Raw genomic sequence first — 14,067 nt, 5'->3', positions numbered from 1 at the left:
TACAGAAGACAAGAGCGAGCATGGAGACCAAGAATGTCGCGCACGGGAAAAACAATCAGCTGGATTGTCGGGATTTTTTTGTTGCTGGTGGTTGTGGTAGTCATTGTTATCGCAACTTTTGACTGGAATCGCCTGAAACCCACCATTAACCAGAAAGTCTCGACGGAGATTAACCGTCCCTTTGCTATCCGGGGCGATTTAGGCGTGGGCTGGGAACGCAATCGTGATGAGCCCGGCTGGCGAAGCTGGGTGCCCTGGCCGCATATCCATGCCGAAGACATTATGCTTGGCAACCCACCTGAAATCCCTGATGTGACCATGGTGCACCTGCAGCGTGTGGATGCCACCCTTTCCCCGCTGGCACTGCTTGGCAAACAGGTGTTTATCCCGTGGATCAAGCTGCAACAGCCTGACGCCAGGCTAATCCAGACCGCAGACCACAAGAACAACTGGACCTTTAATCTGGCCGGTAGCGATAATCCCGATCCTAATCAACCGCCTTCAGCCTGGTCTTTCCGCCTCGATAATATCCTGTTCGATCAGGGCAAAATTGCTTATCGCGATGCGATTAATAAGGCTGATGTTCAGGTCACGGTCGATCCGCTGGGCAAGCCGGTCCCTTATGTTCAGGTGGCTGGCAGCAAAGAGGACGTGGCCAAAAAAGGCGCATCTGATTTCGTCTTCGGCTGGAAAGCCAGCGGCACTTACAACAATGAGAAGCTCGACGGCGACGGTAAAATCGGCGGGATGCTTTCGCTGCGCAGTAAAACCAACCCGTTCCCGATACAGGTTGATTTGCGCAATGGCACTACGCGCGTGCAGGTGGAAGGCAGCCTGGAGGATCCGCTGAATATGGGTGGGCTGGATATTCGCCTGCGCTTCTCGGGCGATACGCTGGCTAACCTGTATGGCCTGACCGGCATCCTGCTGCCGGATACACCGCCTTATGAAACCGATGGTCATTTGATCGCCCGCTTCCAGGACAAGAATGGCCCGGTGTTCCGCTACGAAAACTTTAACGGCCATATTGGTGACAGCGATATTCACGGCTCGATGACCTATACCCAGGTCAAGCCACGACCGAAGCTGGAAGGTTCGCTGGAATCCCGTCAGCTGCGTATGGCCGATCTGGGGCCGCTGATTGGCGTGAACTCCGGGAAGGGGAGCGAAAAAACCGAGAAGGCGAAGGCGGCCAGGGGCGATGCCTCCAGCCAGCCAGCCGATCGCGTGCTGCCGCATGATAAATTCGATACCAAAAGCTGGGACGTGATGGATGCCGATGTGAAGTTCAGCGGCAAGCGCATTGAGCACAGCAACTCACTGCCGCTCAGCGATCTCTACACGCACCTGGTCCTGAAAAAAGGCGACCTGCTGCTGGATCCGCTGCGCTTTGGCGTCGCTGGCGGTAACCTCAACTCAACCATTCATATGGAAGGTGACCGCACGCCGATGCGGGCCAGGGCTGATATTCATGTGCGCAGCCTGAAACTGAAGCAGTTGTTCCCGAGCGTTTCGGCGATGCAGAGCAGCATGGGGCAAATGAACGGTGATGCCACGCTGAGCGGAACGGGGAACTCCGTGGCCGATATTCTGGCGACCAGCAACGGCGATCTTAAACTGTTGATGAATGACGGGGTGATCAGCCGCAGCCTGATGGAAATCGTCGGGCTGAACGTGGGCAACTACCTGGTCGGAAAGCTGTTTGGCGATGACGAGGTGCGCATCAACTGTGCGGCAGCGGATCTGAACGTCACCAACGGTCTGGCCTCAACCAAACTGTTTGTTTTCGATACGGAAAACGCGGTCATCAACATCAGCGGGACCACCAATTTTTCCAACGAACGAATGGACCTGTCGATCAATCCGGAGAGCAAGGGGATCCGTATTATCACCCTGCGTTCCCCGCTGTACGTCCGTGGCACGTTCAAAAATCCGGATGCGGGTGTGAAGGCCGGTCCACTGATCGCTCGTGGCGCAGCTGCGGTGGCGCTGGGTGTGGTAGCGGCACCTGCGGCAGCCTTACTGGCACTCATCTCACCAAGCGATAATGAGCAGAATCAGTGCAGTAACGTGCTGCAGCAGATGAAGAGCAAGAAGTAATATGGGCCGGGCTGCTTCAATTTTTTTGTCTATGGGCAAAGGCGAATTCGGGAATGCGGCTCGAAAAAAAACCGGCCTTTAGGCCGGTTTTTTACTTTGCTGACAACCTTAGTCGTACAGCGATTCGTCACGGGTTTCTTTGCTGGCAATCAACGCAAACAGCGTCAGGCAGGCCATGGCTGCCAGATAGATCCCAACGTAAAACAGGCCGTAAGTGTGGGCCAGCCAGGTAGCGATATACGGTGCCACTGAAGCGCCCAGAATCGACGACAGGTTATATGAAAACGAGGCGCCGGTGTAACGTACTTCCGTCGGGAACAGCTCCGGCAGCAGTGCGCCCATCGGGCCAAAGGTCAATCCCATCACGCTCAGGCCCAGTAGCAGGAACAGCATCACCAGCAGCTGGTTGCCTGAACCCAGCATGGTGGGGAACAGCAGCGAGAAGGCGATGATCATCAGCGTAATCACAATCATGGTTTTGCGGCGACCGAAGCGGTCAGCCAGCAGGCCCGCAATCGGCACCATCACGCCAAAACCTATCACCGCCAGCATCAGCATCCACAGCATGGTATTGCGCGGGAAGCCCAGACCGTTTGGTGCCGCAGTGGTGCCGTAGGTCATGGAGTACACGGTCATGATGTAGAACAGCGTATAGGTCGCCAGCATGATGAACGTGCCGAGGACCGTCGCTTTAAGGTGCCTGGAGAGCAGGGTACCAATTGGCACTTTGACCTGCTTCTTCTCTTTTTTCACTTTAGCGAAAACCGGCGATTCGTTCAGCGAAACGCGGACGTACAGGCCAATCAGCACCAGTACGGCAGAGAGGATAAACGGCACACGCCAGCCCCACTGCATAAACTGATCGTCGGTCAGCAGCCAGGAGAGCAGCAGGAAAGTCCCGTTGGCGAAGAAGAAGCCGATCGGCGCACCCAGCTGTGGGAATGAACCATACAGCGCGCGCTTTTTCGCCGGGGCGTTCTCGGTGGCCAGCAGTGCAGCACCGCCCCATTCGCCGCCCAGACCCAGACCCTGCCCAAAACGCGCCAGCGCCAGTAGCAGCGGCGCAAAGACGCCGATGGTATCAAAGCTCGGTAGCAGGCCAATCACCACGGTGGAGATCCCCATGGTCAGCAGCGAGGCGACCAGCGTCACTTTACGACCGGCACGGTCACCGAAATGGCCGAACAGCGCGGAGCCGATTGGACGGGCGACGAAGGCGATAGCAAAGGTCGCCAGCGACTGTAGCGTGGCCACGGTGGCATCACCCTGTGGGAAGAAGATATGCGGGAATACGATCACTGCCGCAGTGGCGTAAATATAGAAATCGAAAAATTCGATAGCGGTGCCGACCAGCGAAGCGACCACCACTTTTCCGCGGGAATTTACGGGCGTGGCGTCGTTTTCTGCGTCGAGAGTTGGTGCGATGGAGGCTTGCATATATCTTTCTTATTTGTAAAACGTGAAAAAGAATCTTACGCACCCCTAAACGCGCATTCAATGGCGAAAAGCTTGTCGCAGCGGGCCTCCGGCGCGGAAAAGAGGATCCTGCGAGAGATGGCTGGATTGCCGGGTAATGGCAGGGTGAATCAGCGTTTTTATGGCAAGATTCACTACTAATCAGCCTATAAAAAGTATCAGGTCAGCTATAAATGCTGGCTGTTGCTTAATACTTAATCAGCAAACCGGATTTTCGACTGATTTGATGACCTGAAAAGTGAATTTTTCAATCTCACGCACCTTGTTACAAGCCATTTCAGAGGAAATGACCCCGCCAGCTAAATCAATCCTAAATCAGCCGCGATTAGCGTCGCCGATCCCCGCTTTTTCTGATCGAAAACAGGTTGCTGTTTTTTTCAGCAAATAGACTTCTGGTCCATCATTTTTCCAGAAAACTCCAGAAGGTGCTCCGCGATGCTGTTAAAACACCAAACGTTGAACGGACTGTTGCTGTCCGGGCTGCTGACTCTCACCGTGCCTTTACATGCTGCCACTTTTCCTGCTGTTGCCGTCACTACCCTGACCAGTGAGAACGTGGCACAACCAACCCGTTATCTGGGCCGGATAGAGGCAATGCGTGCGGTGGACGTCGTTGCCCGTACCGAAGGTGTAGTGGCAAAACGCGGATTCCTGGATGGTGAGACAGTAAAAGCCGGTCAGATGTTATTTGAGATCGAACCGGCGGAACATCATGCCGCGCTGGCCCGCACCGAGGCACAGGTCAGTAACGCCAGCGCGCAGGCAAGAAATGCTCAACAGCACCTCAGTCGTTTACAGCGTCTCGGTGCAGGCACTGCGGTCAGCAAGTCCGAGCTGGACAGTGCCGCCGCCAGCCGGGATATGGCCAGTGCCGCTTTAAAAGAGGCTCAGGCCCTGTTACAGACCCAGCGGCTTAACCTCGGTTACACCCGTATCACTGCCCCGATCGGTGGCCGTGCCGGACACAGCGAGGTGCATGAAGGCACGCTGATCAATCCGGCCCGTGGTGCACTGGTGACGCTGAAACAGATTGATCCGGTTCGCGTGGTGATTGCCGTTAGCGAAAGGGATTATATTGCCGCCAGCCAGCACGGGCTGGTGGGTAATCCTAAACGGGCGAATCAGGCACTGACGCCAACGCTGCAGCTGGCCAACGGAGAGGCCTATCCTTTCACCGGCGAGTTTGCCTCAGTGGATAACCGTATCGACAGCCAGACCGGTACGCTGGCCGTCAGTCTGCATTTTGCCAATCCGCAGCAGCTGCTGTTGCCTGGCGGTGTGGTCAACGTTCAGTTGTTGCCGAAAGAAAAAGCGCATCTCCTTCTGCCTGTTGCCGCACTTCAGCAGGACGCTCAGGGCTATTTCGCACTGAAGGTGGGCCAGGATCAGCGCGTGGAGAGCGTGCGCATTACCGTGGGCGATCAGGTTGATCAGCATTACGTGGTGACTTCCGGCCTGCAGGCTGGCGACCGGGTGATTGTTGCTGGCGTGCAGCGCGTCAGGCCAGGGATGCAGGTTAATCCTACTGAAGCTCAATAAGGAGCCTGAGATATGTTGAGTTTCTTCGTCAGGCGTCCCCGCTTCGCGATGGTTATTGCTCTGATCATCACGCTGGTCGGCGGCATGGCGCTTAAAATTCTGCCGGTTGAACAGTTTCCTGAAATCACCCCACCAGTGGTCAGCGTGACCGCGCTGTATCCTGGTGCCAGTGCCCGGGATGTGGCCGAGGCTGTGGGTGCGCCGATAGAAGCGCAGATCAATGGTGTCAGCAATATGCTGTATATGGAGTCGACCAGCAGCAACAGTGGCAGCTATCAACTGACCATCACCTTTGCTAACGGCACAAACCCGGATATGGCCGCGGTAGAGGTGCAGAATCGCCTTTCCCAGGTCATGGCTCAGCTGCCTGCTGAGGTGAATAATAACGGTATTTCGGTACGAAAACGCGCCAGCAATATCCTGCTGGGGATCAGCGTGCTGTCCCCAAAACAGACCCATGGTGCCTTGTTCCTCAGTAACTACACCTCCATCCGCCTGCGTGATGCATTGGCCCGTATTGATGGCGTGGGTGATGTGCAGGTCTTTGGTGCCCGCGATTACAGCATGCGTATCTGGCTGGATCCACAGCGGATGGAAGCCTTGCACATCACCACTGACGAGGTGATCCAGGCGTTGCAGCAGCAGAACGTTCAGGCTGCAGCCGGGCAGATTGGTGCCGCACCGACTCCCGCTGCGCAGCAGAACACGCTGACCATCAGCGGGCAGGGAAGACTGATGACGCCGGAGCAGTTCTCCCAGGTGGTGATCCGCAGCAATCCACAGGGCGGAATGGTGCGCATCAGCGACATCGCGAAGACCGAGCTGGGCGCACAAAACTATCAGGTGAATGCCGCGCTGAATAACACTGATGGGGCGTTTCTGATGGTTTATCCTGCGCCGCAGGCTAATGCTCTCAGCGTGGCGAAAGCCGTGCGTGAGGAGATGGCCAGCCAGGCGCGGAACTTCCCGCAGGATATGGAATACCAGATTAAGTTCGATGCCACGCAGCCAATCTCCGCCACGCTGCAGGAGATCGTGGTGTCGCTGGCGCTGACGCTGATCGTGGTGCTGGCCGTAGTGTGGCTGTTCCTGCAAAGCCTGCGCGCCACTTTTATCGTGGCGCTGACTATTCCCGTCTCCCTGCTCGGCACCTTTGCTGTGCTGCTGTTGGCGGGCTATTCGGCCAATACCCTCAGCCTGTTCGCCATTATCCTCGCACTGACTATCGTGGTGGATGATGCGATTGTGGTGGTGGAAAACGTTGAGCGGCTGCTGGTGGAAGAGCCCGACCTGACGCCAGCCGGAGCAACCCGCAAGGCACTGACGCAGATTGCCGGGCCGGTGATTGCCACCACGCTGGTGCTGCTGGCGGTCTTCGTGCCGATTGCCGTGCTGCCCGGCATTGTCGGAGAATTGTATCGTCAGTTTGCCGTCACGCTGTCGGCGGCGATGGTGCTGTCCAGCGTGAATGCGCTGACGCTGACTCCCGCGCTCTGCGCCTGCCTGCTGAAAAGACGTGCTGCGCCGGTGAAGGGGCCTCTGGCGTTGTTTAACCGTGTTATTGACCGCACCCGCGATGGCTATGTAGGCCTGTCGCGCAGAGTCAGCCGTTATGCGCTGACCACCGTTGTAGTGATGCTGGTGGCGGGAACGGTGACCTGGCTGGGCTATCAGCAATTGCCGGGCGGCTTCCTGCCTGAAGAGGATCAGGGCTACGTGTTTATCAACGTGCAGCTGCCGGATGGTGCGGCTTTGCAACGAACGCAGCAGGTCATGGAGGAGATGAATAACCTGGTGGCGAAAAACCCGGCGGTAGAGGACGTGATAAAAATTACCGGCTTCAGCCTGCTGGGCGGCGGTAATGCGGCCAACAGTGGGTTCGCCATCGTGCTGCTGAAAGACTGGCAGGCGCGCCCGCCTGTAGATCGGATCCTGCCGCAGATCCAGCAGCAGCTGGCGACGATACCTTCCGCCACAATGATGGCCTTTGTGCCGCCAGCGATCAGCGGGTTGGGCAATGCCGCAGGTTTTGACCTGCGAATTCAGGCGATGGAAGGCCAGTCCCCGCAGGAGCTGGCGCGTATCGGGCAGAGCGTGATCATGGCTGCCAATCAGGATCCGCAGCTCAGTCGGGTTTTCACCACCTTTAGTGCAACCGTTCCGGAGATGAATCTGACGGTGGATCGCGATCGGGCTGCCTTGATGGGCGTGCCAGTCAGCCGCATCTTCACCGTGTTACAAACGGCGCTGGGCGGCAGGAACGTCGGGGATTTCACTCTCAACAACCGCCAGTTCCGTGTTCAGTTGCAGAATGAGATGAGCTTCCGCCAGCGCAGCGATCAGCTGATGCAGCTGACGGTGCGCAGCGACAGCGGTGCGGCGATAAGCCTGAGCCAGCTGGTCACGCTGACGCCGTCGGTAGGGGCACCTTACATCATGCAGTACAACCAGTTTCCGGCGCTGGCCGTCAGCGGCTCCGGAGCCGATGGGGTCAGCTCTGCTCAGGCGATGAAGGCGATGGAAGCGGTGCTGGCAGATCGTCTGCCTGCCGGTTACAGCTACAGCTGGAGCGGCATGTCATTGCAGGAGCAGCAAACCGGCAACCAGGCCGTGCTGATCTATCTGGCAGCGATTATCTTCGCCTGGCTGTTCCTGGTGGCGCAGTATGAAAGCTGGAGCGTGCCGCTGGCGGTGCTGTTCTCGGTGATCTTCGCAGCGACAGGTGCGGTGGCAGGCCTGCACTTTATGGGCTTTGCTAACGACGTTTATGCGCAGATAGGTCTGGTGCTGCTGACCGGGCTGGCGGCCAAGAATGCCATCCTGATCGTCGAATTCGCCCGCGATCGCCGGGAGCAGGGGATCAGCATTGCTGAAGCGGCAGAACAGGCCGCTCAACAGCGTTTCAGGGCCGTGATGATGACAGCCATCTCGCTGATCCTCGGTGTACTACCGCTGGTGCTGGCAAGCGGTGCAGGAGCGCTCAGTCGGCAGATCATCGGTGTGACGGTGTTCAGCGGGATGCTGGTGGCAACGCTGGTGGGTGTGGTGTTTATTCCTGCGCTATATCTGCACATTCAGCGGCTGCGTGAATGGTGTAAACGTCCTCGTGGGGAGGGATGATGTCTTCGCCTGCACGTGAGAGCACCTTTAAAATAGTGGTTATGCTCGGGATGCTGGTGATTATTCTGGCCGGCATCCGGGCCGGGGCTGAAATCGTCGTGCCGTTTATCCTCGCCCTTTTTGTGGCGGTGATCCTCAACCCGCTGGTCAGGCTGCTACAGCGCGCTGGTTTGCCCCGGGTGCTGGCCGTTTCGCTGCTGGTTGGAGTGATTGTGCTGGGCGGTGCGCTGCTGTTGAGTTCTCTGGTCAGTATGCTGAATGATTTTGCCCGCACGCTACCGCAATATCGTAAGGTGATGCTGGAATCGCTGCTGGATTTTCAGCAGCATGCAGGCCAGCTGGGCGTACCGGTTTCCACCGAGGCGCTGATGACCATGGTCGACCCCAACGCGACGATCAATCTGGTCAGCCGGCTGCTTACTCAACTCTCCGGTGCGGTCTCCGGCATTTTTCTGCTGCTGATGACCGTAGTCTTTATGCTGTTCGAGGTACCGCTACTCACGGGGAAATTACAGCGTCTGTTTCGCCGTCCTTCAGAGGGCATGGCCGCCATCCAGCGGGCGCTCGACTGCGTCAGCCGCTATCTGGTGCTGAAAACGGCCATCAGCCTGCTGACCGGCATCGCTATCTGGTTGATGCTGCTGTCGCTGGATGTCCGCTTTGCGTTGCTGTGGGGGGCGCTGGCTTTTGCACTTAACTACATTCCCAATATAGGCTCAATCATTGCGGCCATTCCCCCGATTGTTCAGGTACTGATTTTCAACGGAACTGCTGATGCGGTGTTGGTGACGGGCGGTTATCTGCTGCTGAATCTGTTGATCGGCAATATTCTGGATCCGCGGTTGATGGGGCGCGGGTTGGGACTTTCGACCCTGGTGGTGTTTCTGTCGCTGATCTTCTGGGGCTGGCTGCTGGGTCCGGTGGGCATGCTGCTCTCCGTACCGCTGACCATCGTAGCGAAAATTGCCCTGGAACAGACGCAGGGTGGGCAACCGCTGGCGCTGCTGCTCAGTGACAGCAGCGGCCAGCCGCAGGATTAATTCAGCGTCTGGTTAACCCGCTGCAGCATCCATGGAAAGAACGGGTTGGAAGTCTGGCGCATCAGCATATCCAGGCTGACTATCAGCACTGAACGCTCACCGCGGGGTGTCAGAGAACCAAAGCTGATGCCGTACTCATTGGGCCGCTCAGGCGTGCGGCCGTACAACGAATCGCTGAAGGGGAACGGCAGCGCCACATGGGACAGGGAGTAGACATCGCCGGGATAGTTGATGCCCAGTGGCGTCTGAGTGGCCGATGTGGCACCGGCTGCGGTTGTCTCCGCCACCGCAGCATTGCTCTGTGGCGAGATATTGGTCACCAGCGTGGTGGTGTAATGTCGCGGTGCGGCTGGCAGCAGATGTTCTGCGGCGTGTCTGGCGCTGCTTCGCATCAGCGGCGACAGCTGTACTGACTGATTCACGTCAAACAGCACCAGTTCGCTGCCGTTATTGGGGAGCAGGTTGTACAGCGCCCGGATCACCGCTGGCGTACTCACCGTGGCATCCGCCACCGACTGGAAAGTCAGGATCGGCGGGGCTTTATCCAGCAAATTATTCTCTCTTTCACGGTGCAGCTGAGTTTGCAGCGCGCTGGTCAGCAGCCATGACTGTCGGGCAGCCTTCACCGGGAAGGAGTTGTACTTAAACGGATTGAATTCTGGCAGGATGCTGAGCCACGCCGAGCGGGCAAATGCGGGCAGCAATGAAGGCAGCCCGGCCAGACCGGCATAACGTGCGTAGCTGCTGACGCCGATCATCGGCGAAATCAGGATCAGGCGGCTGGGAACGGTAAGTGAAGGGTCTTCCAGAGCATCCAGCGTATATTTCATCGCCAGCGCGCCGCCGTTGGAAAAGCCGATAATTTGCAGCGGTGCGCCAGCCGGAATGCGCTGCTTCGCTTCACGCACTGCCAGTCGGGTGGCCGCCATCCAGTCACTCCATTCCACTCTGGTTAGCGCCGCAGGCACCGTGCCGTGGCCTGGCAGGCGAATGGCTACCGCCACATACCCTTTCTGCTGATAATCAAGAGCAAAATGGCGCAGGCTGTAAGGTGAGTCCGTCAGGCCGTGCAGCAAAACCACTGCGCCCTTCGGCGTTCCCTGTGGCATCAGCTCATAAGAGCGATTCCAGTCGGTAGTGAAATGCGCCGGATAAACCGGGCTATTTTCAGCATAGCGGTTAAGCGTTTCCGGCGTGTCAGCTATTTTATCGCTGACGTTGCGCTTCATATCGGCAAAGATCCTCTGCTCGTTTTGCAGATAATCCGCCCAGTTATCCCGATCCATCTGGCTGTCGCTCAGCTCAACCGGGGCCCATTTATGCCAGGGCTGCAAATCGGGTCCACGCTCCGTCACCGCCACGCGCAGTGCCAGCAGAACGATCAGCAAAAGCAGCAGGGCGATCAGCGATCGCTTTAACCAGATTCTTGTCCTTCTCAGCATAGCAGGGTGTCCTCTCAATGATCCGCCTGAAGTATAGAGTGAATCCGCCGCCTGACGTTGATCGCCGTCATCTGCTACCGGGGAGGAAAGCCCACTGGCGGGCAGTTAAATTCAAAGCGTTGATAAATGGTTTAGGTAAAAAACAGGAAGTAATTACGTCAGGTTACCACCTAATTGATTGTTTTAAATGGTTAATTTACAGGTGCTAAAGGAAAACATGCCGTTTTTTAAGGGTTTACTTCGCCAACGGGCAGGATTATAGTGGCCGCGAAATCATCAATGGAGACCACAATTGGACAGTCACCCCTTAAGTTTTACCCTTTAAGGTAAGCCAACTCCATTGTTAGCTTGCCGAAAAACCGGCGGGCAATGTTTCACCTCAATTTTGTGTCACATCCCCGTTTTGCCCTTAAATTTTGTCCCGTGCTGAAGCCGGGCAAGGATCGCACTATGAAAGAACCTCCGACCAGCGGCGGGCGATGGTACACAGGCAGAATAAGGAGTGACTACCCTCTGTAATCCTCCTGCACGTTCCTGCTTGCTGCCCCCGTCCCGATCCCCAAAAAAACTTAAAAATCCTCATGCGCAGGAGAGATTCCCCGCGCCTGAATAAAAAGAAAATTAAGGATCTGGCAGATGAAAATGCATAACGCCAACTTAAAACTCGCCCGTGATCTAGCGATCGCCAGCGAAATGACACAGAGCCTGGATAACACCCTGGCGCGTCTCAACACCCAACGTAATGGCCTGACCTCAGAAGATGCTGCTGAACGTCTGCTGGAGCACGGTAAAAATCAGGTCGCCAATGAAAAAGCGCCGCACGTGCTGGTGCAGCTGTTTCAGGCCTTCAACAATCCCTTTATCTGGGTGCTGATGGTGCTGGCTGTGGTCAGCTTTTTCACCGACTACTTTATTCCGCTGCGTCACGGAGAAGAGAGTGACCTTACCGGTATGACCATTATGCTGATTATGGTTTCGCTCAGCGGCCTGCTGCGTTTCTGGCAGGAATACCGTACCAACAAAGCAGCGGAAGCGCTGAAATCGCTGGTGCGCACTACGGCTACGGTGATCCGTCGCAGCAGTGAAACTTCTCAGCCGGTGAAAATGGAAATTTCGCTGCAGGACGTGGTGCCTGGCGACATTATTTTCCTTTCTGCGGGAGACATGGTGCCAGCAGATATCCGTCTGCTCTCCTCACGTGACCTGTTTGTCAGCCAGGCCGCGCTGAGCGGGGAGGCCATCCCGATTGAGAAATACGACACGATGTCAGGCATCAGCGCTCAGGTAATGGGAGAAAAGGCGGGAGAGAATGACCTGCTGTCGATGCCGGGCATTTGCCTGATGGGCACCAACGTTGCCAGCGGTACGGCTACTGCGGTAGTGGTGGCGACCGGCAATCACACCTGGTTTGGGTCGCTGGCGAAATCCGTGGTGGGTGCCCGTCCGCAGACTGCTTTCGATCGCGGCGTGAACAGCGTCAGCTGGCTGCTGATCCGCTTTATGCTGGTGATGGTGCCGATTGTTCTGTTCATCAACGGCTTCACCAAAGGTGACTGGAGCGATGCGCTGATGTTTGCGCTGGCGGTGGCGGTCGGGCTGACCCCGGAAATGCTGCCGATGATTGTCAGCTCCAACCTGGCGAAAGGAGCCATCGCCATGTCCCGCCGCAAAGTGGTGGTGAAACGCCTTAATGCCATTCAGAACTTTGGCGCGATGGACGTGCTCTGCACCGACAAGACCGGCACGCTGACCCAGGATCGCATCATTCTGGAGCAGCATCTGGACGCATATGGCCGTAACAATGAGCAGGTTCTGCAGCTGGCGTGGCTGAACAGCCGCCACCAGAGCGGGGTGAAGAACCTGATGGACAAAGCGATCCTCAGCTTCAGCCAGGGCAATATGGCGGTCAGCGGACTGTGGCGCTATCGCAAAATCGACGAACTGCCGTTTGATTTTGAACGCCGCCGCCTGTCGATTGTGGTCGCCGACGAGCATAATCAGCAGAAATTGATCTGCAAAGGCGCAGTGGATGAAATGCTGTCTGTTTCCACCCACTGGCTGGATGCCGGGGAGCGCCGTCCGCTGGATGATGCCGCCCGTCAGCAGTGGTGCCAGCAGGTCGAAGCGCTGAACCAGCAAGGTTTTCGCGTGCTGCTGGTGGGTGAGCGCAACCTGGAAGGCACTCCGCTGGTGCTGCCGCTGAACAAAGACGACGAGCGTGAGCTGACTATCTGCGGCCTGCTGACTTTTCTCGATCCGCCAAAAGAGAGCGCAGGGCAGGCTATCGCCGCGCTGCATGAAAACGGCGTGACGGTGAAAGTGTTGACCGGAGATAACGCCATTATCACCAGCAAAATTTGCCGCGATGTCGGGCTGGAGCCTGGTGAACCGCTGTGCGGCAGTGAAATTGCCCGTCTCGATGACAGTGAACTTTCCCGGCTGGTGGAAGCACGGACCATTTTCTGTCGTCTGACTCCACAGCAGAAATCCCGCGTGTTACAGGCGCTGCAGCATAACGGCCATACCGTTGGCTTCCTGGGCGATGGGATTAACGATGCTCCGGCGCTGCGCGATGCGGATATCGGGATTTCAGTGGATACCGCAACGGATATCGCCAAAGAGTCTGCCGACATTATCCTGCTGGAAAAAAACCTGATGGTGCTGGAGCAGGGGGTAATCAAGGGCCGTGAGACCTTTGGCAACATCATTAAGTATCTGAACATGACCGCCAGCTCAAACTTTGGCAACGTGTTCTCAGTTCTGGTGGCGAGCGCCTTTATTCCGTTCCTGCCTATGCTGGCGATCCACCTGTTAATTCAGAATCTGATGTATGACCTGTCCCAGCTGGCGCTGCCTTGGGACAAAATGGACAAAGAGTTTCTGCGTAAACCGCGCAAATGGGATGCGAAGAATATCGGCCGCTTTATGCTGTGGATTGGCCCGACTTCCTCGCTGTTCGATATCACTACTTTCCTGATCATGTGGCACGTGTTTGCTGCTAACAGCGTGGAGCATCAGGCGCTGTTCCAGTCCGGCTGGTTTATTGAGGGATTGCTGTCGCAGACGCTGGTGGTGCATATGCTGCGTACGCAAAAAATTCCGTTTATCCAGAGCCGTGCAGCGCTGCCGGTGATGCTGATGACCGGGCTGGTAATGGCGCTGGGCATTTATATTCCGTTCTCGCCGCTGGGCCATGCCGTCGGGCTGGTTCCGCTGCCATGGTCTTATTTCCCATGGCTGGTGGCCACGCTGTTCGGCTACTGCGTGGTGGCTCAGGGTATGAAGCGGATTTATATGCGCCGCTTTGGTCAGTGGTTCTGAGGAGGAAGGGATGAAACATAACAATGCCG

7 protein-coding genes are annotated in these 14,067 nt (G+C 56.9%); 5 read left to right on the top strand and 2 right to left on the bottom strand.

Features of this window, described 5'->3' with window-relative positions; genetic code table 11:
- Positions 1-33 precede the first annotated feature (33 nt).
- Entirely contained in the window at positions 34-2,100 is a 2,067-nt protein-coding gene (locus tag GSQ70_RS01830) for an AsmA family protein (protein ID WP_158780671.1), read from the top strand.
- Between the two features lie 108 nt (positions 2,101-2,208).
- Here GSQ70_RS01830 and GSQ70_RS01825 read toward each other — a convergent pair whose 3' ends face one another.
- Positions 2,209-3,537, bottom strand: coding sequence for an MFS transporter (locus GSQ70_RS01825; protein WP_158780670.1), 1,329 nt, complete (start codon positions 3,535-3,537; stop codon positions 2,209-2,211).
- A gap of 474 nt (positions 3,538-4,011) precedes the next feature.
- Between GSQ70_RS01825 and GSQ70_RS01820 the strand changes: the two genes are divergently transcribed.
- The 3 genes from GSQ70_RS01820 to GSQ70_RS01810 are packed head-to-tail and all read left to right on the top strand — an operon-like array spanning position 4,012 to position 9,275.
- Positions 4,012-5,115, top strand: a complete 1,104-nt coding sequence (locus GSQ70_RS01820) for an efflux RND transporter periplasmic adaptor subunit (RefSeq protein WP_158780669.1) — start codon at positions 4,012-4,014, stop codon at positions 5,113-5,115.
- 12 nt (positions 5,116-5,127) lie between these two features.
- Positions 5,128-8,235, top strand: a complete 3,108-nt coding sequence (locus GSQ70_RS01815; RefSeq protein ID WP_158780668.1) for an efflux RND transporter permease subunit — start codon at positions 5,128-5,130, stop codon at positions 8,233-8,235.
- Entirely contained in the window at positions 8,235-9,275 is a 1,041-nt protein-coding gene (locus GSQ70_RS01810) for an AI-2E family transporter (protein WP_233268228.1), read from the top strand. Before GSQ70_RS01815 ends, GSQ70_RS01810 begins: the two co-directional genes overlap by 1 nt.
- Here GSQ70_RS01810 and GSQ70_RS01805 read toward each other — a convergent pair.
- The gene (locus tag GSQ70_RS01805) at positions 9,272-10,717 is read right to left on the bottom strand and encodes a carboxylesterase (protein WP_158780666.1); all 1,446 of its coding nucleotides are present in this window, start codon (positions 10,715-10,717) and stop codon (positions 9,272-9,274) included. The genes GSQ70_RS01810 and GSQ70_RS01805 overlap by 4 nt on opposite strands.
- 636 nt (positions 10,718-11,353) lie before the next feature.
- Here GSQ70_RS01805 and mgtA point away from each other — a divergent pair.
- Positions 11,354-14,038: a magnesium-translocating P-type ATPase gene (gene mgtA / locus GSQ70_RS01800; protein WP_158780665.1), complete on the top strand. Its 2,685-nt coding sequence runs from the start codon at positions 11,354-11,356 to the stop codon at positions 14,036-14,038.
- Positions 14,039-14,067 lie beyond the last annotated feature (29 nt).

The sequence above is a fragment of the Pantoea sp. BAV 3049 genome, from assembly GCF_009765445.1.
GTDB lineage: Bacteria > Pseudomonadota > Gammaproteobacteria > Enterobacterales > Enterobacteriaceae > Erwinia.
This window is presented reverse-complemented; position numbering and strand designations above follow the sequence as displayed.